We start from the raw sequence: 26,888 nt of genomic DNA on the forward strand, positions 1-26,888 counted from the left end.
TACATCAACCAAGCAGTATTCCATGATTGTAGATTCGCATTGCCACCTCGATAAACTTGACTTTGATAAGCTAGACACAGACTTAGACGGTGTTTTACAACAGGCGCGAGAGCGTGATGTTGAACACTTTTTGTGTGTTAACGTGACCTTGGATAAATTTCCACAAATGCTTGAGACGATTGCTCCTTACAGCGATGTATCGGCATCTTGTGGGGTGCATCCATTGGACCAAAAAGACGCGCTCAATATTGACCAGCTCCGACAATTGGCTGCCAGTGATAAGGTCGTTGCCGTTGGTGAAACCGGTCTTGATTACTATTACAGTGCTGAAACCAAGCCAGTACAACTGGAGAGTTTTGTCGGCCATATTGATGTCGCCAACGAGTTGGATAAACCGCTTATTATTCACACCCGAGATGCGCGCGAGGACACCATTAACCTCATGCGCGAACACCACGCTGAACGCTGTGGTGGCGTGTTGCATTGCTTTACTGAAGATTACGAGATGGCAAAAAAAGCCATGGATTTGGGCTTTTATATCTCTATCTCCGGAATTGTGACATTTCGCAATGCTGAGCAGTTACGTGATGTCGTTAAGCAAATTCCGCTCGACAGGTTACTGATTGAGACCGACTCGCCTTATTTGGCACCTGTGCCGCATCGTGGGAAAACCAATCAGCCTGCGTATGTGCAGGATGTAGCTTACTTTATTGCTGAGCTTAAAGGCATCAGTTATAAAGAGCTGGCAACGGCCACTACAGACAACTTTTATCGCTTGTTCAACCGTATTCCTCGGCGTTAATTAGGGTAGGGCCGGCGCAATGACATCGTTACCAGTGTTGCTTTTAGGCCCTGTAGTGCGCCGCGCTGAGAAACAGCAAATCCGCATCCAGCTAGCGACTTCCCAGGCGTTAGAGCCAGTGTTTAAGCTTCATCAGCACCCCACTGAGCAACACACCGAAACACTGCGCCTGGGAGAGCATTTATACCTCCATAACTGCACCCTTACGCCAGTGAGTGGCGCATTTAGTACCGATATCCACCTCGCTTACAGCCTGTATTTTGGTACTGAAGCCCATGATTTGGCTGATTATTGTTACGCTGATACCCGGGCGCCAAGTGTACTTATCCCGGAGCAACTGCGCTCTGTGCTTCATGGCTCCTGCCGCAACCCTCATCACTACAGTGAAGATGCCCTCGTGCAGGGCGATAAGTTAATGCAGCAAAGTCATAGTAATGCCGAGAAAAGACCCCAGCTGTTGCTCCTTAGCGGCGATCAAATTTATGCTGACGACGTGGCTGGGCCGATGCTGCTGGCTATCCACCAGCTGATTGAGCGTCTCGGCATTTATCGCGAGGGTGAGCAGCTGATAGCGCTCAGCCAACAAGTACAAGATGACTTGTATAACCGTGCTTGTAAATTGCCCCATACGCCATGGCAAAAGCGCTCGAAGTGGCAATTAGGCTATTGGCTGCGCCGCGACGAGCCGCACTTTAGTAGTGTTAAAAGTGCCAACCACTTGGTGTATTTTGAAGAATTCATAGCGCTTTACCTATTGAGCTTGGGAGCACCGTGTTGGCAACTAATCGACACCGAGCAACTCCAACTCAGTGACAGTCACCCCCATTACCAAACCTTCCAACAAGAGCGCATCCACGTGCTTGAATTCGCTGCCTCGCAGCCTTATGCAGCGCGGCTATTTGCTCATGTGTCGAGTTTGATGATTTTTGACGACCATGATGTGACTGATGATTGGAACCTTACCGCAAATTGGGAGCAAGCGGTGTATACCCACCCGGCTAGCCGCGCGATTATCGGCAACGCCATGCTCAGCTATGCGTTGTTTCAGGGTTGGGGGAACTGCGCCAGTGACACACCATGGCCGTTCTTTGAGGCATTGAAAAAAGCCCGAGGGGATGGCTTTTGGCATTTAGCACCACTGTATAAGCCATTATTAAACTACGACTATTGGCACTATGAACTGCCAACCAGCCCTAAGGTTGTGGTACTTGACACGCGTACCCATCGCTGGCGTAACGAGCAAGATTTTAACGAACCTTCAGGGCTATTAGATTGGCAGCGACTACTGGAGTTGGAGAACAGTCTTCAGGGCTCGGAGCAAGTATTACTGGTATCGCCCGCGCCGGTATTTGGGGTTAAGTCCATTGAAGCTATTCAAGCTGTGTTTACTCTGTGTAATCAGCCGCTGGTGGTGGATTGTGAAAACTGGATGGCACATGAGGGATCAGCTAAAAAGCTGCTGAATATTTTCCGCCGTTTGGATACGCCCCAAGAAACCATCATTCTCTCTGGCGACGTTCATTATTCGTTTTGTTTTTCGGTGCGGGCGCGTTTCTCTGAACGAGAAAACCGCATTTGGCAACTAACCGCTAGCGGCATTAAAAACGAATTTCCACGAAAGCTTATTAACGTGCTCGACAAGCTTGATTCGATTTTGTACTCACCACGAAGCCCACTGAATTTATTCACTAAACGCTGGCAAATGAAAGTTGATAAACACGACACCACCTCGGGGCCACAAAAGCATTTGGTCAGTCATGCAGCGATTAGTCTTGTGGAGCTAGAGCACGGCAAATTGTGTCGTTATCGACTGTTACACAGTGACAACAGTGTCACCGAGTATGAGCTTGATTAGCCCTTAGCTACGCTGTAGGCACTGAATGATGCTTTGCGCCAAAACTAAGCTGGTTTGCGGTAAAGTGCTGAGAGAGTTTGCTAGCGGTTGATAGTTTTCGTCGCTGTTATTACAGGTATCTAGAAGAGTGAGCTTGGGCGCTGCAGCAGAATAGCTGCGCTGCTGTAAAAATGCGTAACTGTCTGAGTCTTTGCTGTATTTGGGCGCCACTTGCGCGTGCATCTGTGCATCAATACTGCGCTCAACCAAAATTGGAGGGATCACACCGATAAGACCAAATAGACCAAATGCGTACACTGTGTTTATTATTTTATCCTTCATCGCTGTTTTCCTCTGTGTTTGTAAAGTTTTCGCGGACATTGAAATTTTTATCAATAAATGTCGCTAAATAGCGACATTTTTCGCCTTTGCACGGTTAAGTATCAAAAACAGTGCCAACTTAGTTCAACGTGTTCTATTCGCGCTGATAATAGTGTGAAAGCTCCTGTTGGCGACCTGGATAAAGTGGCAAAAGCTCGACTTCCCCCCAATGTGCTGGTGAAAAGGCCAGCAAAGTGCAAACATAGATTGGTGATGTACGCATTTCATTCGCTGAAGATGATCAACCAGAGGCTAAAGCACAAGTGATGCGCTTTGAAAATGGTGAAACAGCGATGCAGGGAGATATGACTATTGTGCTCAATAATGCCGTGGCGTTAGCAGGTAAAGTGACGTTTAACTTTAAGTGATTGGCAACGCCTTGACTAAGGTGTACGCATGCTCGCAGCATTAGTGCGAGCGATAAGACAATATAACTAGCTGAGGATATGGCCATAACTGACTAAGTTCAGTTTGGACGCCTTATTAACCTGAAGTCCAACCGAAGTTATGGAGCCGTACGATTACTGCGTACATAGTCGGCGACCTCGCTAACAGTGCCTACCCAAAAGCCATTGTCGGGGTCGTTAATATACGCGAGCAGTTGCTCCAACGCTTGTGTGTCGACGGTATAAGGGCCCCGTTTGCCAATATCGTGGCCCGCTAAGATAATCCAGCTGTTATTCTCGCGATAGCGCTCCAGTAACTTTTTGATTTGCGCAAAACGCAGACCATCAATACGTATACCAGTGAGCTGGGCAAAGTCGGTAAAGTTGGGATTGTTAGCAGTTTCATCATTCCAAGTGCGGCCGGTGTCAAACAGGGTCGCTACCAAGGGCACATAGCTTTGTGTGTCTTTACCCCGGCCAACAAAAGTATGACCACAGGGATAGGCAAACGCGCGAGGGGTGACACCTAAATGTTTCTTAAAATAGTGGTTAGCCTCTTGAATGTCGTTTTCTAACCAGGCTAGGGTGGTCTGCTCTAGAGACAGGCCTTTTTTACGCAGCCATTCAAAGTTACCAGAGCATAAATGGTGGCTTGTGTGATTGCCTAATTCATGGCCATTGTTAATCGCCGCTTGCCACTGCGCTAAGCGCTCAGCAATGGGCTCAGGCTGGGCATAGAAAGTCGCTTTTACTTGGTATTTGTCTAAAATGGCCATGCCCACATCAACTTGAGAGTGGCGACCATCATCAAAACTTAGACTGATGGCATTGGGCTTCCCATTGGGGTAGCTAAACCCGCTATAAAGACCGCTTTGTTGATCTTGGGCCTTTGCTTTTGCGTCACTCATTCCCAGCGCAGCACTCAGCATAGCAGTTACCAACAAAACTTTTCGCACAACCATAATAACTCACTCCCCATCAGAACCTTATGCCACTATATTAAGGGAGTGTGGGCGCGGCTAGAGAAAAAGGGTAAAAGCAAAAAATTTCATGTTCGCAGTGCCTTTTAAGGGAACGGGCGCACTGTGTTATTGCTCAGGTAAGGAGTAGACTGCTATGGGCGGCTAGACGTGCCCAAGCAACCGAAGGTTGAGGGAAGTTGCTTTAACTTTCAATGCTTTAAAATATTAGAGTCGGCTTTCAAATAAGCGTAAGGCGAAAAAATGCCCAGGACGAATCCGCATTGTCCTGGGCCCAGGGGAATGGCTCATGATGAGCCGTGCGCTAACTAATAAACTTTACACATTCATACGGGAGAAGCGAAAGTTCTTATAATTGTAGTTAACGCCGGGCAAAAATGGAAATAAAAACCTAGTATTAAATTACTATAAAAAACAACTTATTAACTAAACTCTGTAAATAATTGTAAAAAACTGGCCAGTGTTTCTTAACCGTTTATTACCAAGTTATACCCAAGTTATTAACTGCCCATCCATCACTAAATCGCGGGCCAGCGCATTCTTAATTTTCTGCCCTTGCCATTTCCCTAAGCCTACGGGCGCGCCGTTAAGCGTGAGGATCACCTCACCTTTGTGCTTGCTCGGCTCATCTAAGCGGATATCCTGACCGTGAAAGTACTGCTGAGCTTGCTGTGGGTTTAGCGCCATGGTATTGCGCGTTGCATACTGGCCTAAACAGGTTGCGAACTCATGCTCTAGCCGCACCCCATTTCTGTGGGTGGTGCCTATTTGAATACCAATGCGCGAGTATTTTATGGCTGTAAATAATTGCTCATCGTCGATGTCGGGGAACAACCATACTTCCTTATCGCGTTGCATCAGTCGGCCAGCTAATTTATCCATGGCAAATTGTTGCTGCACATATTGCTGCAGCTGCTGTTGGGCCTTTTTCTCCATTGCCTTAAAAGGGAAGCGACCTTTTTTGGTTTTCGGCGTACAGCTACTTTGACTGCCCAATTTTTTAAAGCGGGCGATAAAAAAACCTTCACTATCGAAAAGCTGTGGCCACACATGTAAATAGCCTTGCTCAGTGCAGGCTTTATTGGCATCAGGGAATAGCCCATGCAAGGGTTCAATCTCGATAAGCCCTGGAAACTGAGCGAGCAAATACGCGCATACCGCATGATTTTCTACCGGGGTGAGTGTGCAGGTAGAATAAACTAGTGTACCGCCGGGTTTTAAAGCATGAAATGCGCTTTTGATCAGCGTTTTTTGTACGTCGCTAATATCAATATTGGATTGCAGTGACCAGTTCTTTAATGCGTCTGGGTCTTTGCGCACGGTGCCTTCACCGGAGCATGGTGCATCGAGCAAAATGGCATCAAAGCTTTCCTGCATATAATCGCCAAAAACGGCACCATCAAAGTGCGATAAGCCAACATTGCGAGCGCCCACTCGTTTGAGTGTGGCACTGAGTGCTTTTAGCCGCGATGATGACAGTTCGTTAGCCACCAGCAAGCCTTGGTTATCTAATAGCGCCACTAATTGCGAGGTTTTACTGCCTGGTGCCGCCGCCATATCGAGCACCGTTTCAGCGTCTTCAAGGGCATCGGCTAGGGCCATCGGCGGCAACATGGAGCTGGCCTCTTGCACATAAATACAGCCACTTAAGTGAACGTCGGTGCGGCCAATGGGCAACGCCTGTTCTTCCTCTTGCGGGCGAGTGAGCCAAAATCCCTCAGGGCACCATGGAATAGCAGTAATGTGCCACTGTTTGTCGGCGCAATAATCGCGAAATGCTGCCACCGACATTTTTAATGTATTCACCCGTACCGCACGTTTCAGCGGGCGCTGGCAGGCAGCAACGAAGTCTTGTAATTGCAAGTGTTCGGGGAAGTAGGACGCAACGTCGTCCAAAAAGGCATCGGGAATATAAGTATGCTTATCCATCGCGATTTTAACTACAGCGGCTGTGACGGTGAGCTATAGTTTATCGCATCCGCTTTGGCATTGCTTTGCTTTTTAAGCTGTCGACACTTTTATGTCATAAAGCGAGTTTACAGTGTGTATAACGCTATAAACTGTGTTTATGTCGACAATTAAAGGTAAGGGTTATTGACAATTACCGGCATCGATCCCATAGTACAGGCCTAGATTGTCGACAATTTCGAGAAAAGCCGTGAGCGAACAGCTGCATTCACATCAACCTATTACCACTGCTGCCGATCAAGTGTTTGTTGATCTGCGCCGCGCTATTGTCGAGGGCGATATTGAGCAGGGCTCAAAAATATCCGAGCCCGAGCTGGCCAAACGCTTTGGGGTGTCACGTGCCACCCTGCGCGATGCTCTTAATCGCCTAGAGGCCTGTAATCTGGTCGAGCGCAAAGCCAACGTCGGTTGTCGCGTGGTGGCGCTTACGCCGGAGCGGTTAATTGAAGTCTATCAGGTACGCGCCGCACTCGAGGGGCTAGCCTGTCGCCTTGCCGCCGAAAACATGGCTGATGAAGAAATTGCCTCGCTGAAAGGCTTATTGAATAAACACCTTAACGAGCAACGTGTTAAAGAAGGCGAATCCTATTACCAAGAAGCGGGTGACTTGGATTTCCATTATCGCATTATTAAAGGCTCTAAAAACGAGCATTTATTCAACTTGTTATACAACGACCTATATCAGTTGATCCGCATGTATCGGGTGCAAATGGGAATGACAGGGCCAAGGGTATCCAAAGCCTTCGACGAACACCTTGCCATTATTAATGCCATTGACAATCGCGATGGCGAGCTTGCCGAGTTGCTGATGAAACGTCATATCAGCTACTCCATGAATAATATTGAAAATAAGTTTAACGCGGCCCACTCAGGGTAACCGCGCATCTAACAGGAGAACCCCATGTCCGCAGGAAAGAAATTTAGACAAGCATTGGCGGCAAACAAGCCGTTGCAAGTAGTGGGCACCATCAATGCTTACTGCGCCATTATGGCCAAACAACTGGGTCATCAGGCAATTTACCTCTCAGGTGGTGGCGTAGCCAACGCCTCTTATGGGTTGCCCGATTTGGGCATGACCTCATTGAACGACGTAATTGCCGATGTGCAACGTATTACTTCGGCCTGTGACTTACCTCTGTTGGTTGATATCGATACCGGTTGGGGCGGCGCATTCAATATCGCTAAAACCATTCGCGATATGGAAAAAGCCGGGGCCGCAGCGGTGCATATGGAAGATCAGGTGGCGCAAAAGCGCTGTGGTCACCGCCCGAATAAAGAAATCGTCTCAGTTGATGAAATGGTTGATCGCATTAAAGCTGCCGTTGATGCGCGCACCGACCCTGACTTTTTCATTATGGCGCGCACCGACTCGTTTGCTCAAGAAGGTTTAGAGGCCGCCATTGAACGGGCAAAGGCCTACGTGGCCGCCGGTGCCGATGGCATATTCGCAGAAGCGGTGCAAACCGAGGAGCACTATCGCGCCTTTGCTGAGGCCCTTGATGTGCCGATTCTCGCCAATATCACCGAGTTTGGTAAAACCGAGCTTTGGAATCGCAAAGAGCTAGGCGAGTGGGGCGTGGATATGGTGCTTTACCCGCTGTCGGCGTTCCGTGCCATGAATAAAGCGGCGGAGAATGTGTATAAATCAATTCTTGAAAATGGCGATCAAAAAGCGGTGCTAGATGAGATGCAAACACGCATGGATTTATACGATTATTTGGGCTATCACGAATACGAGAAAAAGCTCGACGCCTTGTTTGCCGAAGGCAAAAACAAGTAACGCATTGACAGTTTCAACAGGAAAAAATTCAGGAGCAAGAAAATGGTAGATAAAGCATTAGGTGGCGCAGGCTTGCGCGGACAAGTGGCCGGCGAAACGGCGTTGTGTACAGTAGGCAAAAGTGGCTCAGGGCTGACCTATCGTGGCTACGATATCAGTGAGCTGGCTGACAAGGTGCAATTTGAAGAGGTGGCGTATTTATTATCGCGCGGCGAGTTGCCTAACCAAGGCCAGCTGGTTGAATACAAAGCCAAATTAAAGTCGTTACGGGGCCTACCGCAAGCGCTGAAAAGCGTGTTAGAGACCATCCCTAAAGATGCACACCCGATGGACGTGATGCGTACCGGCTGTTCTATGCTCGGTAACCTAGAAACCGAAACTGATTTTGCCAATGCCGATGATGCTATCGACCGCATGGTGGCTATTTTCCCAAGCATTATCTGTTATTGGTATCGCTTTACCCATGACGGTGTGCGTATTGACGTAGAAACCGATGATGACACTGTGGGGGCGCACTTCTTACATCTGTTACATGACAAAGCGCCATCACAACTGTTTGCCGACGTAATGAATGTGTCGTTGATCCTGTATGCTGAGCATGAATTTAACGCCTCAACCTTTACCGCTCGTGTGTGTGCCTCAACCTTGTCAGACATTCATTCATGCGTAACCGGTGCCATTGGCTCATTGCGTGGTCCACTGCATGGCGGTGCCAATGAAGCGGCGATGGATATGATTGAAGGCTTTAAAGACGCCGAACATGCCGAGCAAGAGTTAATGGGCATGCTGGCACGAAAAGACAAAATCATGGGCTTTGGCCACGCCATTTATCGTGAGAGTGACCCACGCAATGTGATCATTAAGAAATACTCAGAGCGCTTGGCGAAAGAGGTGGGCGATGATGTGCTTTATCCCGTGTCGGTGCGCTGTGAAGAAGTAATGTGGCGCGAGAAAAAGCTGTTCTGTAATGCCGATTTCTTCCATGCCTCGGCGTATCACTTTATGGGCATTCCTACTAAGCTATTCACGCCTATTTTCGTGATGAGTCGCGTTACTGGCTGGACTGCTCATGTTAAAGAGCAGCGTGCCAATAACCGTATTATCCGTCCAAGCGCCGAATACACTGGCCCGGATTCTCGTCCCGTGCCCGCGATGAGCGAGCGCTAAACACCGTTTCTTTATGGCAGCCTTTGGGCTGCCTTTTTCTGCAATGTAGAGCGAATTATGAATTCTTTATACCGTAAGCCGCTGCCCAACTCGGATCTGATTTACTACGATACCCAAGAGGCGGTGGATGCCATTGAGCCGGGGGCTTATGCCAAGCTCCCTTACACCTCAAAAGTTCTGGCTGAGAACCTTGTGCGTCGCTGCGAACCAGCGCAGTTAACCGCGAGCTTAGAGCAACTTATTTACCGTAAACGCGATTTGGATTTTCCTTGGTACCCAGCTCGGGTGGTGTGTCACGATATTTTGGGGCAAACCGCGCTGGTGGATTTAGCTGGTTTGCGTGATGCTATCGCCGCGAAAGGCGGCGATCCGGCCAAGGTTAACCCTGTGGTGCCAACCCAGCTGATCGTTGACCATTCACTGGCGGTGGAACATGCAGGGTTTGAAGAAGATGCCTTTGAGAAAAACCGCGCCATTGAAGACCGTCGCAACGAAGATCGCTTCCACTTTATTAACTGGACCAAAACAGCGTTCAAAAACGTCGATGTGATCCCCCCGGGCAACGGCATTATGCACCAGATTAATCTGGAGAAGATGTCGCCGGTGATCCAAGCCCGTGATGGGGTTGCCTTTCCAGATACCCTAGTGGGCACCGATAGCCATACCCCGCATGTGGACGCGTTAGGCGTTATTGCCGTAGGCGTTGGCGGCCTAGAAGCCGAAAGCGTGATGCTCGGGCGAGCTTCCTATATGCGCTTGCCTGATATTGTTGGTGTGGAGCTAACCGGTAAGCCCCAACCTGGCATTACCGCAACCGACATTGTTCTGGCGCTCACCGAGTTTTTACGTCAGCAGCGTGTTGTTTCAAGCTACTTAGAGTTTTTCGGCGAGGGCGCAAGCCACCTTACTTTGGGCGATCGCGCCACCATTTCCAACATGACACCAGAATATGGTGCCACGGCGGCAATGTTCTATATCGATGAGCAAACCATTGATTACCTTAAACTCACCGGTCGTGATGACGAGCAGGTACAGTTAGTTGAGCAGTACGCGAAACACACAGGTTTGTGGGCAGATGCGATGACCCAAGCTCAGTATGAGCGGGTATTGCGTTTTGATTTAAGTGCCGTGGGTCGCAACTTAGCTGGGCCATCAAACCCTCATGCTCGCCTTGCGACCGCCGATTTGCAAGCACGAGGCATAGCCAAAGAAGTTGAGCAACAGCCTGGGTTAATGCCCGATGGAGCGGTGATCATTGCCGCCATCACTAGTTGTACCAATACCTCAAACCCACGTAATGTGATAGCTGCCGGGTTGTTAGCGCGTAACGCCAATAAACACGGCTTAATGCGTAAGCCTTGGGTGAAAACCTCACTGGCGCCGGGCTCAAAAGCGGTAAAACTCTATCTTGAAGAAGCCAATCTACTACCCGAGTTGGAGCAGTTAGGTTTTGGTGTGGTCGGTTTTGCCTGTACATCCTGCAACGGTATGAGTGGCGCACTCGACCCGCAAATTCAAAAAGAAGTGGTGGAGCGAGATCTTTACGCCACAGCGGTGCTCTCAGGGAATCGTAACTTTGATGGTCGTATCCATCCCTACGCTAAGCAAGCGTTTTTAGCATCACCGCCTTTGGTGGTCGCCTACGCCATAGCCGGTACCATTCGCTTTGATATTGAAAAGGATATTCTAGGTCATGATAGCGATGGCAATGCCATTACCTTAAAAGACCTATGGCCAAGCGATGAAGAAATCGATGCGGTGATTGCCAAGAGCGTTAAGCCGGAGCATTTCCGTCAGGTCTATGAGCCGATGTTCGATTTAAGTGTCGACTATGGCGAGAAAAACGACCCGCTCTATCAGTGGCGAGAAAAAAGCACCTACATTCGTCGTCCGCCTTACTGGGAAGGCGCGTTGGCAGCAGAGCGTACACTCACGGATCTGCGCCCTTTAGCGGTATTGGGGGATAATATCACCACCGATCACCTGTCGCCATCAAACGCCATCCTCGCCAGCAGTGCGGCGGGGGAATACTTAGCGTCGATGGGGGTGCCGGATGAAGACTTTAACTCTTATGCCACGCACCGTGGTGACCACCTAACCGCTCAACGGGCCACCTTTGCTAACCCAAGACTACGCAACGAAATGGCCGTGGTTGACGGGGAAGTGCAAGAGGGCTCACTGACGCGTTTAGAGCCGCAAGGCGAAGTCATGCGTATGTGGGAAGCAATAGAAACCTACATGCAGCGCAAACAGCCGCTGATTATCGTCGCTGGTGCTGATTATGGTCAGGGCTCATCACGAGACTGGGCCGCCAAAGGTGTACGCTTAGCGGGTGTGGAAGTGATCTTAGCCGAAGGCTTTGAGCGCATTCACCGCACCAACCTGATTGGCATGGGCGTGTTGCCGCTGGAATTCAGTGCCGGTGAAAATCGCAAGACCTTGGCCCTTGATGGCAGTGAAACCTACAGTGTGGTGGGTGAGCCAGCACCGGGAGCCAGTCTTGAAGTGCGCATTACCCGTGCCAATGGCGACGAGCTCACAATTACCAGCAAATGTCGTCTCGATACCCAAGAAGAGCTGTCGATTTACAGCGCCGGCGGGGTATTGCAGCGCTTTGCGAAGGACTTCCTCGAGGCCACCACCTAGCAAAAATAGGTGGGCTGCGGCCCACCTTCACTGAGGTAGATAAATGTTACAACAAATAAAAATACCGGCCACATACATGCGCGGCGGCACCAGCAAAGGGGTGTTTTTCGCTCTCGATGACTTACCTGAGCCAGCGCAACAACCCGGACCTTATCGTGATGCCTTGTTGCTCCGTGTTATCGGCAGTCCCGACCCCTATGGTAAACACACCGATGGCATGGGTGGGGCGACATCCAGCACCAGTAAAACGGTGATCCTCTCAAAAAGCACGCAAGCCGAGCACGATGTTGACTATTTGTTTGGTCAAGTGGCCATAGATAAAGCATTCATCGATTGGAGCGGTAACTGTGGCAATTTAACCGCAGCGGTGGGCGCGTTTGCCATCAATAATGGCCTAGTCGATAACCACCGAATTCCTGAAAACGGCATCGCCGAGGTGCGTATTTGGCAGGCCAATATTGAAAAAACCATTATTGCCCATGTACCCATGCAAGATGGGTTAGTGCAAGAGCTGGGTGATTTTGAGCTCGATGGTGTTACTTTTCCTGCCGCAGAGGTCAAAATTGATTTTATCTCGCCGGTGGGTGAGGAGGGCGCAGTGCTACCAACGGGTAATGCAGTGGATAGCCTAGCGGTGCCGGGCGAAGGAGAGCTTAAAGCCAGCTTTATCAATGCTGGGATCCCCACTATTTTCGTTAATGCCGAGGCGCTGGGGTATCGTGGTAATGAATTGCAAGAACACATTAATGGCGACCCTGAGGCGCTGGCTCGTTTTGAGCGTATCCGTGCCTATGGCGCCTTAAAAATGGGGCTCATCAAGAATATCGACGAAGCGCAAGCGCGTCAGCATACACCGAAAATTGCCATGGTCGCACCGCCGAGCGATTATACCGCCTCCAGCGGTAAAGCAATCAATGGCGATGACATTGATGTGCAAGTACGCGCTTTATCAATGGGCAAATTACACCATGCGATGATGGGCACCGCCGCCGTGGCCATTGCTACTGCTGCCGCGATTCCCGGCACCTTAGTGAATATTGCCGCCGGTGGGCAAACGCGCAACGGCGTGACCTTCGGACACCCCTCAGGGACTTTGCATGTGGGAGCGAAGGTGACGATGCAATCCGAAGATTGTGACGTGCACAGCGTCAGCATGAGCCGCAGCGCGCGACGACTGATGGCAGGCTGGGTTTACGTTCCTGAACCGCAATCGTGACACTCAAAAAAACCGAGCACCTTGAGGGTTGCTCGGTTTTTTTGTACCCAGAGCTGATCTCTGCTACCGTAACTGCCGTACTGAAAAACAGTCAATAAAGCTTTGCTATCAAGCGATTATGGCTGATTCTATTGCTTTTTTGGGTTTTATAAAATAATCTAAATGATAGCTATTAACATTACGGAGAAAGGTATGTTTAAATCTCTCACTGCCATTGCGGCTTTGTTCTTTTCGTCAATGACCTTTGCCAATTGCGAGTTTACCATCGAAGGTAACGACGCAATGCAATTCAACAAAAAATCAATGGAAGTCCCTAAAAGCTGTGAAACAGTTAAAGTCACGCTCAAGCACACAGGTAAGATCCCTAAGAAATCTATGGGTCATAACTGGGTGCTAACCACTAAAGGTGACATGCAGGCTGTAGCCAGTGCCGGTATGGGCGCGGGCTTAGACAACAACTACCTGCCTGCAGGTGATGAGCGCATTATTGCTGCTACCGACATCATTGGCGGCGGAGAGCAAACCACGGTGGAATTTTCTACCAAAGATATGAGTGCTGACGGCGAGTATATGTTTTTCTGCTCGTTCCCTGGCCACTCAGCGTTAATGAAAGGCACTTTCAAGCTTATCTAACGCCGAACAAGCCGAGCACCTGCTCGGCTTTGCTCTCTTTCCCACCTTTACTTCTCGCTCTTGTTATTTTGTGCAATATAAGCGCTCGGCGCTTGCCCGTAGTACTGCTTAAAGCTGCGGCTGAAATGACTAATACTATTGAACCCACAGGCAAAGCAAGTTTCGGTGACGGCTTTAGAGCGCTCTAGCATTAAACCTGCATGTTCTAAACGGCGCTTAAGAATGTAAGCATGGGGAGTCATGCCCAAATGGCGGCGAAACTCACTAAAGAATTTGCTGCGGCTCATACAGGCGAGGCGAGCAAGGGTATCCACATCGAGTGGGGCGGCAATATGCTGCTCAATGTGGCTTAAGACTTGATGAAGAGCGGTTGCCTGCGGGTCGTGTAAAGCGCAGCGCAATAACGCGTGATGATCTTGTTCGCGCAGTAGCCGCACAATCAGCTCGGTGGTTGCCAGCTCAATCAGTAAGGCTCTATCGCTTTTATTTTCCGTAAATGCCCCGGCCAAGCGCTGGTAGATAGCCTCGGTGGTGGTGCTATGGGTAAGCTGCAAGGTTGCAGGTTGCTGCTCATGATAGCTGCACTGGGCGCTTAATGACATTTGCTCGGCCACGTTGGCGATGCGCTCGGCGTCGACTTCAAGGGTCAGGCAACGGGTTGGACGCGCTAGGGTCGCTAATGGAAAGTCGATGTGCACCTGCTCATCGGCGGCGATAACAAAACTTTGCCCTGGGGTGAAATCCCGCGCCTGCTGTAAGCTTTGGTGATGCATTACCTTTTTACCCTCGACCATGGCACAAAACATCAGCTCATCGGTGCGAAAGGGGACTTGTTCACAGCGCTCAAAGGTTTCATACATGCACAATTGAATGCCAGGCGCATTCACGACACTGCGATGGTCAATAAGAGTGTGGACGCTGTCGAAAGCGCTGGGGTTGCCATATAACATGTTTAATTCCTTTGCTTTGTGCTTGCTCTAGCATGGCTAAAAAATGGACATTTAGTCAAGCGCTTTGGATGTAAAGACAACCGCTTCACGGGCAAAGTTGTGTAGTTTTGCAGTGATGCAACAACAAGGACAATAACGATGATATACGCAAATCCTAATACTCCCGGTGCGGTGGTTGATTTTAAGCCGCAATATGAGAACTACATTGGTGGTCAATGGGTAAGCCCGGTGCAAGGTCGGTATTTTGATAACACCACACCGGTGACTGGGGAGGTTATTTGTAAAATCCCGCAATCGTGTGCAAAAGACATTGAACTGGCCTTGGATGCGGCGCACCAAGCGCAGCAATCATGGGGCAAAACATCGGTGACAGAGCGCAGCAACTTATTGCTGGCGATTGCTCAGCGGGTGCAAGAGCACAGCGAGCAGCTGGCCGTTGCTGAAACCTGGGATAACGGTAAAGCGGTGCGCGAGACGCTGAATGCCGATATTCCCCTGGTGGCCGATCACTTTCGGTATTTCGCCGGCTGTATTCGCGCTCAAGAGGGCAGCATTGGTGATTTAGATGAGCACACCGTGGCCTACCATTTTTACGAGCCTTTAGGGGTGGTTGGGCAAATTATTCCCTGGAATTTTCCGTTGCTGATGGCGGCGTGGAAACTAGCACCGGCACTGGCAGCAGGGAACAGTGTGGTGCTCAAACCGGCGGAGCAAACCCCAGTATCCATTTTGAAATTTATCGAACTCATTGGCGACATTTTGCCTGCGGGGGTGCTTAATGTGGTCAATGGCTATGGCGCCGAAGCGGGTCAGGCATTGGCCAGTAGCACGCGCATTGCAAAAATTGCCTTTACTGGCTCGACCCCGGTGGGAGCGCATATTCTTAAGTGTGCCGCCGAGAATATCATTCCCTCCACGGTGGAGTTAGGCGGTAAATCTCCCAATGTCTATTTTGCCGATGTATTGAACCAAAGTGATGAATTTATCGATAAGTGCGTTGAAGGCGCTGTGCTGGCCTTTTTCAATCAAGGGGAAGTGTGTACTTGTCCATCGCGGTTATTAGTACAAGAGAGTATGTACGATGAATTTATCGCCCGGGTGATTGCCCGCACCGAGCAAATTAAACGCGGTAATCCGCTCGATACCGACACCATGGTTGGCGCTCAAGCCTCCCAGCAGCAATTCGATAAAATCATGAGTTACTTTAGCATCGGTAAGGAAGAGGGTGCCGAAGTGCTTATCGGCGGTGATGCCGAACGCTTCGACAATGAGCTTAATAACGGTTTTTATATTCAGCCGACCTTACTCAAAGGGCATAATCAAATGCGGGTGTTCCGCGAGGAAATCTTTGGTCCTGTGGTCAGTGTCACTACCTTTAAGGACGAACAAGAAGCGATTGCCATTGCCAACGATACCGAATTTGGGTTGGGCGCAGGGCTTTGGACGCGGGATATGAATCGTGCCTATCGGGTTGGCCGAGCCATTGAAGCGGGTCGGGTGTGGACCAATTGTTATCATCATTATCCTGCCCATGCCGCGTTTGGCGGTTATAAAAAATCGGGCGTTGGCCGCGAAACGCATAAGATGATGCTTGAGCACTATCAGCAAACCAAAAACCTACTGGTTAGCTACAGTGATAATGCCTTAGGGTTTTTCTAACTCACCATCACCCATAACGTCTTGATATATTTCCTTGGCAAGACAACAAAAAAGGGCAGGTAACCCCTGCCAATAACTGACTCATAGTGCGCTATCAGTGCACCTTATTTGGTTTTGAGTAACCATTCGCTTAGTAGCCTGACCCCGTAGCCGGTGCCGCCTACATTCACTTCACCGTCAGCCTTGCTTGCTAACGCATTACCGGCAATATCGAGGTGAACCCAGCGAGTGTCTCCAGCAAAGTGTTGTAAGAATGAAGCCGCCGTGGTTGCTCCCGGGCCTCCTGAGCCGATGTTTTGAATATCAGCAATGTCTGACTTTAACTTGTCTTTATAGCCTAAAGGTAAGCGCCATACTTGCTCGTTCACCGCTTTGCCTGCTGCCGTTAATTCGCTGACTAATTGCTCGTCATCAGAGAAAATTGCGCTATAGCGATTGCCTACGGCGCGTACTTTTGAGCCAGTGAGTGTGGCTACATCCACCATAATCTGCGGCTTAAACTGGCTGCGCGCATACCACATGGCATCGCTGAGCACTAACCGGCCCTCGGCATCGGTATTGAGTACCTCGACACTTAAGCCTTCAGCGGTGCGCAGGATGTCTCCCGGCGCTATGGCGGTTTCAGACACCATGTTGGCGGCCATGCCCATTACGGCAACGACATTAACATCGGCTTTGCTCAGCGCCATGGCTTTCACGGTACCTAGCACCGCCGCAGCACCGGCCATGTCGGATTTCATCCGCGCGATTGAAGCGCCGGTTTTAATGCTATAGCCGCCCGAATCAAAGGTAATGCCTTTACCAACCAAAGCAATGGGTGCGTCATCGCTGCCTTGGTAATGTGCAACCACCAGTCGAGCACCGTCTTTGCTACCTCGGCCAACGCCTTCCAACGCCCCCATGCCGAGAGCTTTAATCTGCTCAGGCCCCAATACCTCGACTTTAACACCGAGCTCGCGTAGTTGCTGGGCTGCTTGTGCAAACTCTACAGGGGTTAAGGCGCTCGGCACCTCGGAGGTGAGGTCACGGGCTAAAAATACACCTTGCTCGATATGACTTAAGGCTTGATATGCCTGCTCAGCGCGCGCTTGATCAGCAACATCAAAGTGATAGCTTAGCGTCGTTTTTTCTGCATCGCTTTGTTTATAAGTGTCGAAGCTGTGGTCGCGCAGGTTAACGCCATGGGCAAATTGAGCCGCTAATTCGGTATTAGATAGCTGCCCATTGATAGTGGCAAAATCGATGTTTGCCGTCGTTACCTTCATGCCCTCAAGCAGGCCATGCACGTTGCCACCGAGTTTGGCGGTACGCGCTGCATCAAGCTCATCCTGAGCGCCAAGGCCGACGACAACGACGCGTTCATAGTTTGAGTCTACAGGGGCTAGAAGCTGTACATGCTTATTATACTCGCCGTTAAACTGGGCGGTGTTAAGTGCTTTTTGTAATTGTTGTTGTGCTTGTGGTGATAATACTGAAGTATTGAGCGTTTGGTCTTGCTCTTGCAGCAACACCAAAGTGCCATTACTTGCTAATTCGCTTTGGAATTGGATATCGGCCCCATGGCTGCTGGCTGCAACCATGGCTAACGACAATGCACTGAGTTTAAGGTACGACATAGACTTTCCCTTTAATACGTTAAATCGCTGCCTTTTTACCTTATTTCAGTGCATTTGATAACAGTTTGTCGTTCAATCGCGGGTTTCTGCCGATTAACGCCCTGATTGTGAGCGGCGCTCATGCTTCTTGCGCTGCAACCAGCGTCGGCGCGCGAAACGGCGCATGTTAGCAATTTGGTCGGTTTCATCCAAAATAGCTTGGCCAATAATGGTTTCTATGATGTCTTCTAAGGTGATTAAACCTTGCCATGAGCCGTATTCATCATACACCAAGCACATGTGTTGCTGCTCCTCAATTAACTGGCTTAACAAGTGTTCCACGCTGATGTTATTGGCAACCACTTTAGCCTTACGCGCCAGCTCAATAGCGTATTCTTTGTCGCCGGTGGCAATTAAATCACTTTTAAATAACACCCCATGTGGGGCTTCATCGTCATCAAGCAGTGGGAAGCGAGAAAATTGGCTCTTGATTACTTTTTCACGCACCTCGCTAAGATGGGCATCGGGTTTGAGTGTTTCACATACAATGCGCGGCGTCATAATATCGCGCACCTTGATGGTATGGAGGTCAAGAATGTTGGCGATAGCGCGGTGCTCACTGTCATCAATACTATTTATTTCTGCTCCCAGTGATGCCAAGGCTTTTAACTCGACGCGCAAATCTTCCTCAGTGGCGCTGCCGCCAAGCAGTCGAGTGATTCTGTCTGATATCCAAATAAATGGTTTGAGTACCCATATTAAAAAGTTGAGCAGTGGAGGCATGGCCACCGCAATTTGCGGCCAGAACCGCGCACCGAGGGTTTTCGGGATGATCTCCGAGAGCAATAAAATAAGAATGGTCATCACCGCTGAGGCAATACCTAAGTAACCATTCCCAAACACCACGGTGACTTGCGCACCGACACCCGCAGCGCCGACGGTGTGGGCTACCGTGTTTAAGGTAAGAATGGCAGCCAAAGGTTGGTCGATGCGATCTTTTAAGCGCTTGAGTTGGGTGTAACGCTGTGGGTGTTCAAGCTTTTGCTTGGCGATAAAGCTGGGGGTAATGGATAGCAATGCTGCTTCAAGAACAGAACAAATAAACGACACGGCGATAGATAGCACCGCGAAAGCGATAAGTAATATCATGGTTGCTCTGGGCAATCCTTCTTAGTTAGTTGAAAAATGCTATACGCAAAGCATGTATATTGAGGTCAAAAACAATAGATCAAGCGCGACCTTATGACAATATGGCAATCAAAATAACGCGGGCTAAAACTTATGTTCAGCCCGCGTTTGGGACTAGCCTGCCAGCTTGGCTTGGGTGCTGTGAATAACCCAATATGCCCCGGTTATTACTGCAAGTGTGGGCAGCGCTAATTTGGCAAAATGAACTATCAGCGGCTGCTCAAGGTGTGTGAATACGCTTAGCAAACCATACAGTGTGATGAGCATTGCCAAGGCCAGGGCATTGCGTAAACCTTGGCTTTTAGTCATGTAGGTCACCAACATCCCCGTCAATATGCATGCGCTAGCGCCAATGGCTAAGGTCAGTGCAGTTAAGCTCATATCTCGGCTCGCTAAGCTTTGCGCCTGAGCCATATCCACTCCTTCGGGCAGCCAAACTTGGATTGCTACGGCACTGGCGATTGCGGTAACCAACAGATAAGCTAAAAAAGCCAGTATTACAGATTTTATTACTAATTTGTCGTTGAACATGGTGCTCTCCTTTTTGTTAATTGAATCAGTTAGCAAGGAGTGCAGGGCATGAACTTATAAGTCGAATTTAAACACCTGTTTACGCCAACCGCGATAACAAATAACCGCGATAGACAATAACAGCGTGATGGCAACGGTATCTTTAAGTAGGGTCATGGTCTGTTGGTCAATGCTGCCACTTTGAAAAGCGGAGTATATCCCCCAAAAACCAAAACAGTTTGCGACAATCACCGCCAGCAGCCCAATGAAGTATTTTACTCGCAGGTGTTGCGATGCAGGTAAAGGTTGAGAAGGTATAGGCTGTGATGGTGGCACAGGTGCCTGGGTATTGCTCGTTGTCGATTGCGCAGCCAGTAATTGCTGGCAATCTAAATCAAGGGCGGCAGCAATGCTTTTAATGGACTCCCCAGAGGCCACGCCTTTGGCTTCTATTCTTTGCACCGTGCGTAAGCTCAATCCGGCTATTTCGGCAAGCTGCTCTTGTGATAGGCAACGTTTATCTCGTTGGTTTTTAATTTCTGTAGTATTGACGTTCATTTTCATTGTTATGGTCTCCTTGCTAACTGAGCCTTTAAATTAGCAAGTGACCCGCTCCTACTGTACGTTAGCGATGTGTTATCTACCCGACACTTTTACGACACTCAAGCGCCAGCGCCTGTCATTAGTGGCTTTTACAAGCCTTGCATGCAATTTAAACAAATGCAACTTGGCGGTAAACATACGGGTTGCTCGATCGTTTTTCCGGCTTTTTTCGTACTAAGTCACAGTTTTAGGATCACAATAAACACGCAAATGAGTAAAGATAAAGCAGTGCCCACTTCCAAGTTCTCCCGGGCCTTACGATTTGGTTCATTGGCCGGGCGAGTGGCCAGCAATGTTGCCTATGGCGGCTTAAAATCCATGGTCACGGGGCAAAATAAAAGCACCAAAGAGTTAGTGTTAAACAGTAAAAATATTGAGCAATTGGCGGAGCAGTTAGCACATTTGCGTGGTGCGGCGATGAAACTCGGTCAGTTATTGTCGATGGACGCCGGCGAACTATTAAGCCCAGAGCTCAGTGCACTGTTGTCGCGGTTGCGTAATAAAGCCACACCCATGCCACATAAGCAGCTGACCCAAACCCTAAAGCAGCAATGGGGAGCTCATTGGCTAGACGGTTTGGCTAATTTTGAGCTGCGTCCTTTCGCTGCGGCATCCATCGGCCAGGTTCACCGTGCATACACTGATAGCGGCACAAAGTTAGCCGTGAAAGTGCAATACCCTGGGGTCGCCAAAAGCATTGAAAGCGATGTGGATAATGTCGTGAGGCTGCTTAAGCTCACTGATTTACTGCCAAAAGGATTGGACATTGACGAGCTAATTGCCGAGGCGAAAGCTCAGCTGCTTAATGAAGCGGACTACACCCTAGAGGCGCATTACATGAGCCAGTACCAAGAAAAGCTGGGGCCAAGTTCACACTTTGTGGTGCCAAAAGCGCAGAGCGAGCTGTGCACTACGCAGATTTTAGCCATGGAATTCGTTGAGGGCGAGGCCATTGAGCAGGCGCTTAGCTGTACGCAAGAAGAGCGCAATCGTTTAGTGATGCATTTACTCACCCTGTTTATGCATGAGCTCTTTGACTTTCGCTTAATGCAAACCGATCCCAACTTTGCTAATTACCTGTATCAGCGCGACACCGGTCGTATTGTACTGCTCGATTTTGGTGCGACTCGCGTCATTAGTGAGCCCATTAGCCGGGGATATTGGCAGCTTATTCAGGGCGCCATAACAGGCGATCGCGGTGTCATGGCGCAAGCGGCCCGTGATATCGGTTATTTTAGTGATGATGTGGATAAGGCCTACGAGCATAACGTGCTCGATATTTTTGCTTTGGCCTGTGAACCGCTATCGGTAGGCGGTGAGTACGACTTTGCCAGCAGTGATTTGGCTGCGAGAATCAAGCAAAAAGGCTTGGCGATGAGCAGTCGCGAACAGCAATGGCATAGTCCCCCGGTGGATGCACTGTTTATTCACCGCAAACTCGCTGGGCTATTCTTAATTGCAGCTAAGTTGCAGGCGAAGGTCAACGTTAGCGATATTTTGGCTAACTTCAATGGTAAGACACGGTAGGCTTTAGCTGCGAATTTTGCTGTAATAGGGCCAAGGGAATGACATTATTGCAAGGAAGAACGAATGGGTTTTAAAGTAAACCATTACGCAGCAAAAACGATCAATCGCACTTTTAGTACCGATTGGGAAACACTCATCATAGAGTTGATCATTGGCGGCATCTGCGCCGTATTGGCGGTCGTTGGCTATCAAGCAAGTTTACTACTGGTGTTTGGCCCTGCAGGGCTCATTAGCGCCATTTGCTTTTTGGGCATTACCTATAACCTATACCAGTATTGGCAGGATAAGCGCCACTCGGCGAAAGGTGATTAGAGAGGCTGTAGGCTCAAGGTAATTCGACGTTAGACTGCCCAATGCTGAGTGAGTAGGCTTTCCAGAGCAAAAGTAACCATGAGCGATACGCCTAGCAAAAGAGCATTTGTCGTTGCTCGAACCAACCAAGGGGCGGCTGTATAGGAGAGCCTCTTGGGGGTTGATACTAATGCCAGTGCACCCATCAAGCCAAACCATGGAGTGAAAAACACAATTAGCTGCCATTTGATCAGGGAGACCGCTAAATCATGCAGCGCACCACTGAACAAAAACGTAATCCACACAGCTAACGCCTTAGGTAAGTAGATATTAAGAGGGCGCATAATATAACGCGACAAGTAATAGCCCCAGATGGGGTTCCAGTAGTGCCAAAAGGTCGCGAACGAGCCTGCTCCAAAGGCGCGATAAAGCATATTCCTCAATGAGTGCGTTGCCCCCATGGGCACGCCATTTGTTCTTTTAACATATTGATGAAGTGACAGCATAAAGGCCTTTATCATAGAAATGATGGACATAGCCACGTACAAAGCGGGCTCGTGTGAACTAACGTCAGCTCACAACCGATTAGATCAAACTTACCATCAGTGCTGCTATGTGCCAATTTTAACTATTGTTTTATAAAGTTTTACGAGTTCGGCTATACACCTGCTATCTCTAGCCCAATACACATACCAACGAATAGTCTGTTAGCCCTTAGACTAAGTGAAAACTGGTGAACAGGTACTGGGATTCAGCGGTTTGAATTGTTTCTGGGCCCAGAATCCCACAAGGAATTTAGAGTAACTGGCTGGTGGATGGTGTACTGTTAGGGAACGAATTAGTGGCTAGATTGTTATAGCAAAGTGCGTTTAAAAAAATCAAAGCAGTGTTTAACTACTGAATTACTAAAGAAATTTCGAGATGAGTTATGCAGGATATACTAACAAATTGATTCTAGGGGGGAAAAAATGGTCGGCATAGCAGGATTCGAACCTGCGACCCCCATGAAAATTAGCTGTGTTCAAACTTGTACGATCATGAAAAAACTTGGCCATCGTGAAGTATCCACATAGAAGCCCCGAATTTAGATAATAAGTGCACTGTAAATTATACATAGTGAATTAGCGTGCACAGACTCATCGGTGAACATTTGGTCGCTAAAAAACTTTTATTCGATATTCGTATACATTAGATAATGAATATTTAAAGGAACGCTTATTCGGAAAGGAAGTAATTTGCTGTAATAATCAAAATAGTTATATTGGTCTAAAGTTAGTCTATTCAAGTGAATTGAAACAAAGGATATTGCTAACTATGACTAAACGCTTGCTTCCAGTAATATATTTAATCGTACTAGTTACAGGCTGCTCCTCCTATCGACCTTTGCCAGTTGATGAATTAAATATCGACAGTAGGCTCACAGCTTACAAAACCAACCATGGTTCAATAGGGCTCTCAATTGCTGAAAACCCTCAATCCTCGGTTACTAATATGAAAAAGTATTCGGATTGGTATTTACTTAAAGCAACTGACCTTCAAGAAAAGTTATATAAACATTCCGACTATTCCCTTGGTTTCGGTGTTGCAGGGCTAATAGCCGGCGTTGCTGGTTCGCCAGAAGGGGCTGCAATCGGCGCATTATTGGCAAGTAGCTCGACTATTCCAGCCGAAAGATATTCATTAGCAGTGCAGGCTCAAAATTACCAAAAAGCTTCAGATACACTCAACTGTATGTATCGCCACTTAGCACCTCATAAGCAGGGTGAGCTCCCTCGAGTAGAGATCCTCAATGATGCAATATATCAAATACGCATTCAGTTACGTAAACTTCAGTCATCAATAACATTGGCTGATCCGGATATGGAGAAGCTTAAAAATTCATTAGCGACTCTCATGACAAAAGAGAAAGAAAGAAAAGAGGCTAGGGCTCAGAAAGACAATGAAGTAGCTTTGTTGGACCTGGCTAAAAACCAACACAATATTTCAGGTGACTCAAAAAGCAAGGCGACACTGGATGCTGCTCAAGTTAAGCTTTTGGGTACGAAGGTGAATCTGGAAACTAAGATCCGAGAACAGAATGAAGCACAAGTCCGAACATGCTTAGCTACTTTTGTATCTTGAGGTTAACTGTAAAATTTAGTTAAATCTATCTATACATATAAAGCCAATGCATTCATTATCGAACGAATTACTCCAAGTTTAGAGGTCTGTTAAGTTACTGAATTACGGTGTATAAGCAAAAATCTATATGGCGTTTTTCTTGCGCTACATACATGTTAGACAATAGAAGCGCCAATATACAATGAGTATTCCATTACAGCGGTCGTTTTGCGGCTAAAGGCTTCTCGAACGAAGGCGTCTAGCAGTTTGCTCGATATGAGAATGTCGAAGGTAGCTTTTAGCCAATAAAATTCTGACACCATTTGGAAGGTTCGCCAAGCTGCGGATCTTAGGAGACACCTAACTCCTTGCAGGTGGTAGTGATTGCTTCATTTGGGTTCTTTCCGAAGTTCAGAAAGCAGAACTCGATCTATTGCTTTACCGGTTCTTTATCCTCTACTTCGTCGAGCTGTGCCGGGAAGAGCCATTGAATGTTCAGAAAGCGGCCAGAGCAATTTCACGTTGGGTTACCAGTTAGAAGCGATGCTCTTCCTCTATCAATTTACTATACTCGATTTCCAGCTTTTTAACCGAGATTGCATCATTTAGGACCTAAACACATTTGGCCTGACATACATCACATTGCTTCAGCAAAGTATAGGTAACTACCAAGGCGAACTGTACGCTAATAATTCACGTATCATTGAGCTTGAACACGACAACTCGGAGTTGCGCAAGCAGTTGAAATTGCATTAACCTAGGCTTAACGAGGTTATATAAGAGCGGCCATTGGTGCTCTTTTTTGTTTGTGAGGGATTATGAATAAGAGACTTGCTGCATGGTTGTGTTTAGCTGCTTTAACGGTGATGTTGGCTCCCGTGGGGTGGGGATTTGGTGGTTTAGTTTCGGCCTGGGTTTCAGTCAATCACCAGAGGACTGGGCTTACTTTGCAACGTATGTTAGCGGCCTTACTTTGCCAATACTTACAGTTGGTTCGGTTATTGGTATATTATTTACGCTACTAGAGCAAAAGCGAGGCAATGGGGAGCAAAGCAAAGCCAATGAGAATGCGGAAGCTGATAGGCTTAAGTCTGCTAGGTTAGCGGACGCAATCGAAGACAAAAAGGATAGACGACATAAAGAGAAGATATTGGCTGATGTTCAAGTGGAATGTGTTAAAAGGATTGTCCGCATAGCTGATAAGATTTATGAGACTAAACTTAGTACTAATGATGAAGGCGTAAGAAGGGATCAATATATTGCGCTTGTGTTAGGCAAGGTAAGCGTTGATGTGTTGTTTTTTAAAAACTCGATACCTACGGATTTGGAATCCTATCCAGAACCACTAAAGCAATTGGTCAGTACCTCGCTAAAAGCGACTGTTGGGTATCTCAGTGCATTGCATAATAATTTCAAAAACATAAACTCTCACGGAATACCTGAAACGTTAGAGGGGCTCAAGTCAGACTCTAATGCTCTTAAAAGCAAGTATGGTTGGTTAATACAGAATTCCAATTCTTAACAATCAATTACTTTCGCCTATCACATAGCCAAGCTTGGCATATTTCACCTTGCTAACTAAAACTGTCCTTTGTGGCGGTTTTTCTTTTTAAATCCAAGTTTAATAGCGCACTTGCCCGAGCTGTTTTCAGTTCGGGCTTTTCTGTGCCTGAAAAAAGGTTGGTTGGCTATGAAGCTTAACAAACTCAAAGCGCTCGGCCTGACTGCGGCACTTGCCTTTACAGGCGTATCGGTGTCGCAGTTTGAAGGTGAAGAGCTCACAGGTTATCTCGATCTCGTTGGTGTTGCTACTGCCTGTTACGGCCACACTAAACCGCCGAAGTGGGCAAGCGTTATACCGAAGATTAATGCCTAGAGCCGATTGTTCAAGACCTCAGTAAACACAATGCCGAATATTGCAGGTGATTACTGTGCCGCTTTCTCAGGGGGAGTACGTTGCGTACTTTTTGTACAATTAATATAAAGATTGCTTATTTTTTGTACGGAATAATATCCAGCGCATGAAAGAAGATAAAAACATTGGTCCGGGCAGGCCGAAAAAAGATAATAAAGCCAGCGCTCGGTGTGAGTTCCGAGTGGAGCCCGAGCTAATGAGCAAGGGCTTAAACTTGGTGCTTGGTTAAAGGGGTGGGCTGATAAAGATTGTGGAATTGATGGCTAGTTAATTCCTAGATAAATTAAATCGCCATAACCCCACACTAAAGTGCCAATAACTGGCATGATAACCACAATCACCCTTGATAAAATTATCAAACTGCCGTTGTTTTTGAGAGAGTTGATCTCCCCAAGATCCGCGAAGCCTTGCGGACTTCTATATAAAAATAAATCGCACGCTATAGCCATCAAAGTAACAAGTGACCCTGCTCTTTGAAACCAAATGCTAGTTGGTTCAGTGTCAGGCTTTATTAATCCGCAATATGCCCCAGTTAATACCACCAATGACGCAATAAACATTAACAGTATTAAGCCTAGGCTTTTTCGAATTTTTTTATCGTAATAGTCTGTTTTAATACTCACAATTAATTCTTTTTAGTCAATTAAATTATGCTTATTCAGGAAAGGTCTGAGAGATTTAAGTAGAGCGCACCAATCATCAATGGTTCTGGAGTCATACATATTTAGTTGACCGCCATCCCTCATGACACTCTCAA

General features: G+C 48.0%; 24 protein-coding genes. 14 read left to right on the forward strand and 10 right to left on the reverse strand.

From position 1 onward, the window contains the following. The first annotated feature begins 22 nt into the window (after positions 1–22). Both MHM89_RS01090 and MHM89_RS01095 read left to right on the forward strand, forming a co-directional pair. A complete protein-coding gene (locus MHM89_RS01090; RefSeq protein WP_239407863.1) occupies positions 23–802 on the forward strand; it encodes a YchF/TatD family DNA exonuclease in 780 nt (259 codons plus the stop codon). Between the two features lie 19 nt (positions 803–821). Further along, positions 822–2,657, forward strand: a complete 1,836-nt coding sequence (locus tag MHM89_RS01095; protein WP_239407864.1) for a metallophosphatase — start codon at positions 822–824, stop codon at positions 2,655–2,657. Between the two features lie 3 nt (positions 2,658–2,660). On the opposite strand, the gene MHM89_RS01100 is transcribed toward MHM89_RS01095, so the two are convergent. The 3 genes from MHM89_RS01100 to rsmF all read right to left on the reverse strand — a co-directional run bounded on the left by MHM89_RS01100 (position 2,661) and on the right by rsmF (position 6,312). After that, positions 2,661–2,978, reverse strand: a complete 318-nt coding sequence (locus MHM89_RS01100; RefSeq protein ID WP_045978420.1) for a hypothetical protein — start codon at positions 2,976–2,978, stop codon at positions 2,661–2,663. 544 nt (positions 2,979–3,522) lie between these two features. Next, positions 3,523–4,332 (reverse strand): polysaccharide deacetylase family protein, encoded by an 810-nt coding sequence (locus MHM89_RS01105; RefSeq protein ID WP_239407865.1) that lies wholly within the window; start codon positions 4,330–4,332, stop codon positions 3,523–3,525. Between the two features lie 537 nt (positions 4,333–4,869). Continuing rightward, positions 4,870–6,312, reverse strand: a complete 1,443-nt coding sequence (gene rsmF, locus MHM89_RS01110) for a 16S rRNA (cytosine(1407)-C(5))-methyltransferase RsmF (RefSeq protein WP_239407866.1) — start codon at positions 6,310–6,312, stop codon at positions 4,870–4,872. A 229-nt stretch (positions 6,313–6,541) separates the two neighbouring features. Between rsmF and MHM89_RS01115 the strand changes: the two genes are divergently transcribed. The 6 genes from MHM89_RS01115 (at position 6,542) to azu (ending at position 13,793) form a co-directional block, all read left to right on the forward strand. After that, positions 6,542–7,228 (forward strand): GntR family transcriptional regulator, encoded by a 687-nt coding sequence (locus MHM89_RS01115; RefSeq protein WP_022945943.1) that lies wholly within the window; start codon positions 6,542–6,544, stop codon positions 7,226–7,228. Between the two features lie 24 nt (positions 7,229–7,252). Continuing rightward, positions 7,253–8,131, forward strand: coding sequence for a methylisocitrate lyase (gene prpB, locus MHM89_RS01120; protein ID WP_053910898.1), 879 nt, complete (start codon positions 7,253–7,255; stop codon positions 8,129–8,131). A gap of 42 nt (positions 8,132–8,173) precedes the next feature. Further along, positions 8,174–9,298 carry a 2-methylcitrate synthase gene (gene prpC, locus MHM89_RS01125; protein ID WP_022943823.1) on the forward strand — a complete coding sequence of 375 codons (1,125 nt, stop codon included), beginning with the start codon at positions 8,174–8,176 and terminating at the stop codon, positions 9,296–9,298. 57 nt (positions 9,299–9,355) lie between these two features. Beyond that, on the forward strand, positions 9,356–11,944 hold the full coding sequence (acnD, locus tag MHM89_RS01130) for a Fe/S-dependent 2-methylisocitrate dehydratase AcnD (protein ID WP_239407867.1): 2,589 nt from the start codon (positions 9,356–9,358) through the stop codon (positions 11,942–11,944). A gap of 43 nt (positions 11,945–11,987) precedes the next feature. Continuing rightward, positions 11,988–13,160, forward strand: a complete 1,173-nt coding sequence (gene prpF / locus MHM89_RS01135) for a 2-methylaconitate cis-trans isomerase PrpF (RefSeq protein WP_239407868.1) — start codon at positions 11,988–11,990, stop codon at positions 13,158–13,160. Between the two features lie 192 nt (positions 13,161–13,352). Then, complete coding sequence (gene azu / locus MHM89_RS01140; protein ID WP_022943820.1) at positions 13,353–13,793, forward strand: azurin; 441 nt, start codon at positions 13,353–13,355, stop codon at positions 13,791–13,793. A 47-nt stretch (positions 13,794–13,840) separates the two neighbouring features. On the opposite strand, the gene MHM89_RS01145 is transcribed toward azu, so the two are convergent. Continuing rightward, positions 13,841–14,743 (reverse strand): AraC family transcriptional regulator, encoded by a 903-nt coding sequence (locus MHM89_RS01145; RefSeq protein ID WP_239407869.1) that lies wholly within the window; start codon positions 14,741–14,743, stop codon positions 13,841–13,843. Positions 14,744–14,881: 138 nt separating this feature from the next. On the opposite strand from MHM89_RS01145, the gene MHM89_RS01150 reads away from it, so the two are divergent. Continuing rightward, on the forward strand, positions 14,882–16,402 hold the full coding sequence (locus MHM89_RS01150; RefSeq protein ID WP_239407870.1) for an aldehyde dehydrogenase family protein: 1,521 nt from the start codon (positions 14,882–14,884) through the stop codon (positions 16,400–16,402). A gap of 104 nt (positions 16,403–16,506) precedes the next feature. Here MHM89_RS01150 and MHM89_RS01155 read toward each other — a convergent pair whose 3' ends face one another. From MHM89_RS01155 to MHM89_RS01170, 4 genes are all read right to left on the reverse strand, one after another. Continuing rightward, positions 16,507–18,018, reverse strand: a complete 1,512-nt coding sequence (locus MHM89_RS01155) for a leucyl aminopeptidase (RefSeq protein ID WP_235418897.1) — start codon at positions 18,016–18,018, stop codon at positions 16,507–16,509. 93 nt (positions 18,019–18,111) lie between these two features. After that, entirely contained in the window at positions 18,112–19,146 is a 1,035-nt protein-coding gene (locus MHM89_RS01160) for a CNNM domain-containing protein (protein ID WP_022943816.1), read from the reverse strand. Between the two features lie 153 nt (positions 19,147–19,299). Beyond that, on the reverse strand, positions 19,300–19,716 hold the full coding sequence (locus tag MHM89_RS01165) for a hypothetical protein (protein WP_045978409.1): 417 nt from the start codon (positions 19,714–19,716) through the stop codon (positions 19,300–19,302). Between the two features lie 54 nt (positions 19,717–19,770). Then, positions 19,771–20,259: a helix-turn-helix domain-containing protein gene (locus MHM89_RS01170; RefSeq protein WP_235418898.1), complete on the reverse strand. Its 489-nt coding sequence runs from the start codon at positions 20,257–20,259 to the stop codon at positions 19,771–19,773. Between the two features lie 249 nt (positions 20,260–20,508). On the opposite strand from MHM89_RS01170, the gene MHM89_RS01175 reads away from it, so the two are divergent. Next, entirely contained in the window at positions 20,509–21,825 is a 1,317-nt protein-coding gene (locus MHM89_RS01175; protein ID WP_239407871.1) for an AarF/ABC1/UbiB kinase family protein, read from the forward strand. 63 nt (positions 21,826–21,888) lie between these two features. Next, complete coding sequence (locus tag MHM89_RS01180) at positions 21,889–22,137, forward strand: hypothetical protein (protein WP_239407872.1); 249 nt, start codon at positions 21,889–21,891, stop codon at positions 22,135–22,137. 29 nt (positions 22,138–22,166) lie between these two features. On the opposite strand, the gene MHM89_RS01185 is transcribed toward MHM89_RS01180, so the two are convergent. Next, the gene (locus MHM89_RS01185) at positions 22,167–22,652 is read right to left on the reverse strand and encodes an MBOAT family O-acyltransferase (RefSeq protein WP_239407873.1); all 486 of its coding nucleotides are present in this window, start codon (positions 22,650–22,652) and stop codon (positions 22,167–22,169) included. 778 nt (positions 22,653–23,430) lie between these two features. On the opposite strand from MHM89_RS01185, the gene MHM89_RS01190 reads away from it, so the two are divergent. From MHM89_RS01190 to MHM89_RS01200, 3 genes are all read left to right on the forward strand, one after another. After that, positions 23,431–24,237: a hypothetical protein gene (locus MHM89_RS01190; protein WP_239407874.1), complete on the forward strand. Its 807-nt coding sequence runs from the start codon at positions 23,431–23,433 to the stop codon at positions 24,235–24,237. Positions 24,238–25,054: 817 nt separating this feature from the next. Then, positions 25,055–25,738, forward strand: coding sequence for a hypothetical protein (locus MHM89_RS01195; RefSeq protein WP_239407875.1), 684 nt, complete (start codon positions 25,055–25,057; stop codon positions 25,736–25,738). A 168-nt stretch (positions 25,739–25,906) separates the two neighbouring features. Beyond that, a complete protein-coding gene (locus MHM89_RS01200) occupies positions 25,907–26,092 on the forward strand; it encodes a hypothetical protein (RefSeq protein WP_239407876.1) in 186 nt (61 codons plus the stop codon). Between the two features lie 302 nt (positions 26,093–26,394). On the opposite strand, the gene MHM89_RS01205 is transcribed toward MHM89_RS01200, so the two are convergent. After that, complete coding sequence (locus MHM89_RS01205) at positions 26,395–26,754, reverse strand: hypothetical protein (RefSeq protein WP_239407877.1); 360 nt, start codon at positions 26,752–26,754, stop codon at positions 26,395–26,397. Positions 26,755–26,888 lie beyond the last annotated feature (134 nt).

The organism is Pseudoalteromonas sp. CNC9-20 (genome assembly GCF_022347875.1).
In the GTDB taxonomy this organism is placed as follows: Bacteria; Pseudomonadota; Gammaproteobacteria; order Enterobacterales; family Alteromonadaceae; genus Pseudoalteromonas; species Pseudoalteromonas ruthenica.

What these genes read in the sequence shown, in the direction of transcription:
- MHM89_RS01200 (WP_239407876.1), top strand. Translation starts at nt 25,907, where the DNA reads ATGAAGCTTAACAAACTCAAAGCGCTCGGCCTGACTGCGGCACTTGCC.
- prpF (WP_239407868.1), top strand. Translation starts at nt 11,988, where the DNA reads ATGTTACAACAAATAAAAATACCGGCCACATACATGCGCGGCGGCACC.
- MHM89_RS01165 (WP_045978409.1), bottom strand. Translation starts at nt 19,716, where the DNA reads ATGTTCAACGACAAATTAGTAATAAAATCTGTAATACTGGCTTTTTTA.
- MHM89_RS01090 (WP_239407863.1), top strand. Translation starts at nt 23, where the DNA reads ATGATTGTAGATTCGCATTGCCACCTCGATAAACTTGACTTTGATAAG.
- MHM89_RS01180 (WP_239407872.1), top strand. Translation starts at nt 21,889, where the DNA reads ATGGGTTTTAAAGTAAACCATTACGCAGCAAAAACGATCAATCGCACT.
- MHM89_RS01175 (WP_239407871.1), top strand. Translation starts at nt 20,509, where the DNA reads ATGAGTAAAGATAAAGCAGTGCCCACTTCCAAGTTCTCCCGGGCCTTA.
- prpC (WP_022943823.1), top strand. Translation starts at nt 8,174, where the DNA reads ATGGTAGATAAAGCATTAGGTGGCGCAGGCTTGCGCGGACAAGTGGCC.
- acnD (WP_239407867.1), top strand. Translation starts at nt 9,356, where the DNA reads ATGAATTCTTTATACCGTAAGCCGCTGCCCAACTCGGATCTGATTTAC.
- MHM89_RS01150 (WP_239407870.1), top strand. Translation starts at nt 14,882, where the DNA reads ATGATATACGCAAATCCTAATACTCCCGGTGCGGTGGTTGATTTTAAG.
- prpB (WP_053910898.1), top strand. Translation starts at nt 7,253, where the DNA reads ATGTCCGCAGGAAAGAAATTTAGACAAGCATTGGCGGCAAACAAGCCG.
- MHM89_RS01190 (WP_239407874.1), top strand. Translation starts at nt 23,431, where the DNA reads ATGACTAAACGCTTGCTTCCAGTAATATATTTAATCGTACTAGTTACA.
- MHM89_RS01160 (WP_022943816.1), bottom strand. Translation starts at nt 19,146, where the DNA reads ATGATATTACTTATCGCTTTCGCGGTGCTATCTATCGCCGTGTCGTTT.
- MHM89_RS01100 (WP_045978420.1), bottom strand. Translation starts at nt 2,978, where the DNA reads ATGAAGGATAAAATAATAAACACAGTGTACGCATTTGGTCTATTTGGT.
- rsmF (WP_239407866.1), bottom strand. Translation starts at nt 6,312, where the DNA reads ATGGATAAGCATACTTATATTCCCGATGCCTTTTTGGACGACGTTGCG.
- azu (WP_022943820.1), top strand. Translation starts at nt 13,353, where the DNA reads ATGTTTAAATCTCTCACTGCCATTGCGGCTTTGTTCTTTTCGTCAATG.
- MHM89_RS01145 (WP_239407869.1), bottom strand. Translation starts at nt 14,743, where the DNA reads ATGTTATATGGCAACCCCAGCGCTTTCGACAGCGTCCACACTCTTATT.
- MHM89_RS01185 (WP_239407873.1), bottom strand. Translation starts at nt 22,652, where the DNA reads ATGTCCATCATTTCTATGATAAAGGCCTTTATGCTGTCACTTCATCAA.
- MHM89_RS01170 (WP_235418898.1), bottom strand. Translation starts at nt 20,259, where the DNA reads ATGAAAATGAACGTCAATACTACAGAAATTAAAAACCAACGAGATAAA.
- MHM89_RS01105 (WP_239407865.1), bottom strand. Translation starts at nt 4,332, where the DNA reads ATGCTGAGTGCTGCGCTGGGAATGAGTGACGCAAAAGCAAAGGCCCAA.
- MHM89_RS01155 (WP_235418897.1), bottom strand. Translation starts at nt 18,018, where the DNA reads ATGTCGTACCTTAAACTCAGTGCATTGTCGTTAGCCATGGTTGCAGCC.
- MHM89_RS01195 (WP_239407875.1), top strand. Translation starts at nt 25,055, where the DNA reads ATGGTTGTGTTTAGCTGCTTTAACGGTGATGTTGGCTCCCGTGGGGTG.
- MHM89_RS01095 (WP_239407864.1), top strand. Translation starts at nt 822, where the DNA reads ATGACATCGTTACCAGTGTTGCTTTTAGGCCCTGTAGTGCGCCGCGCT.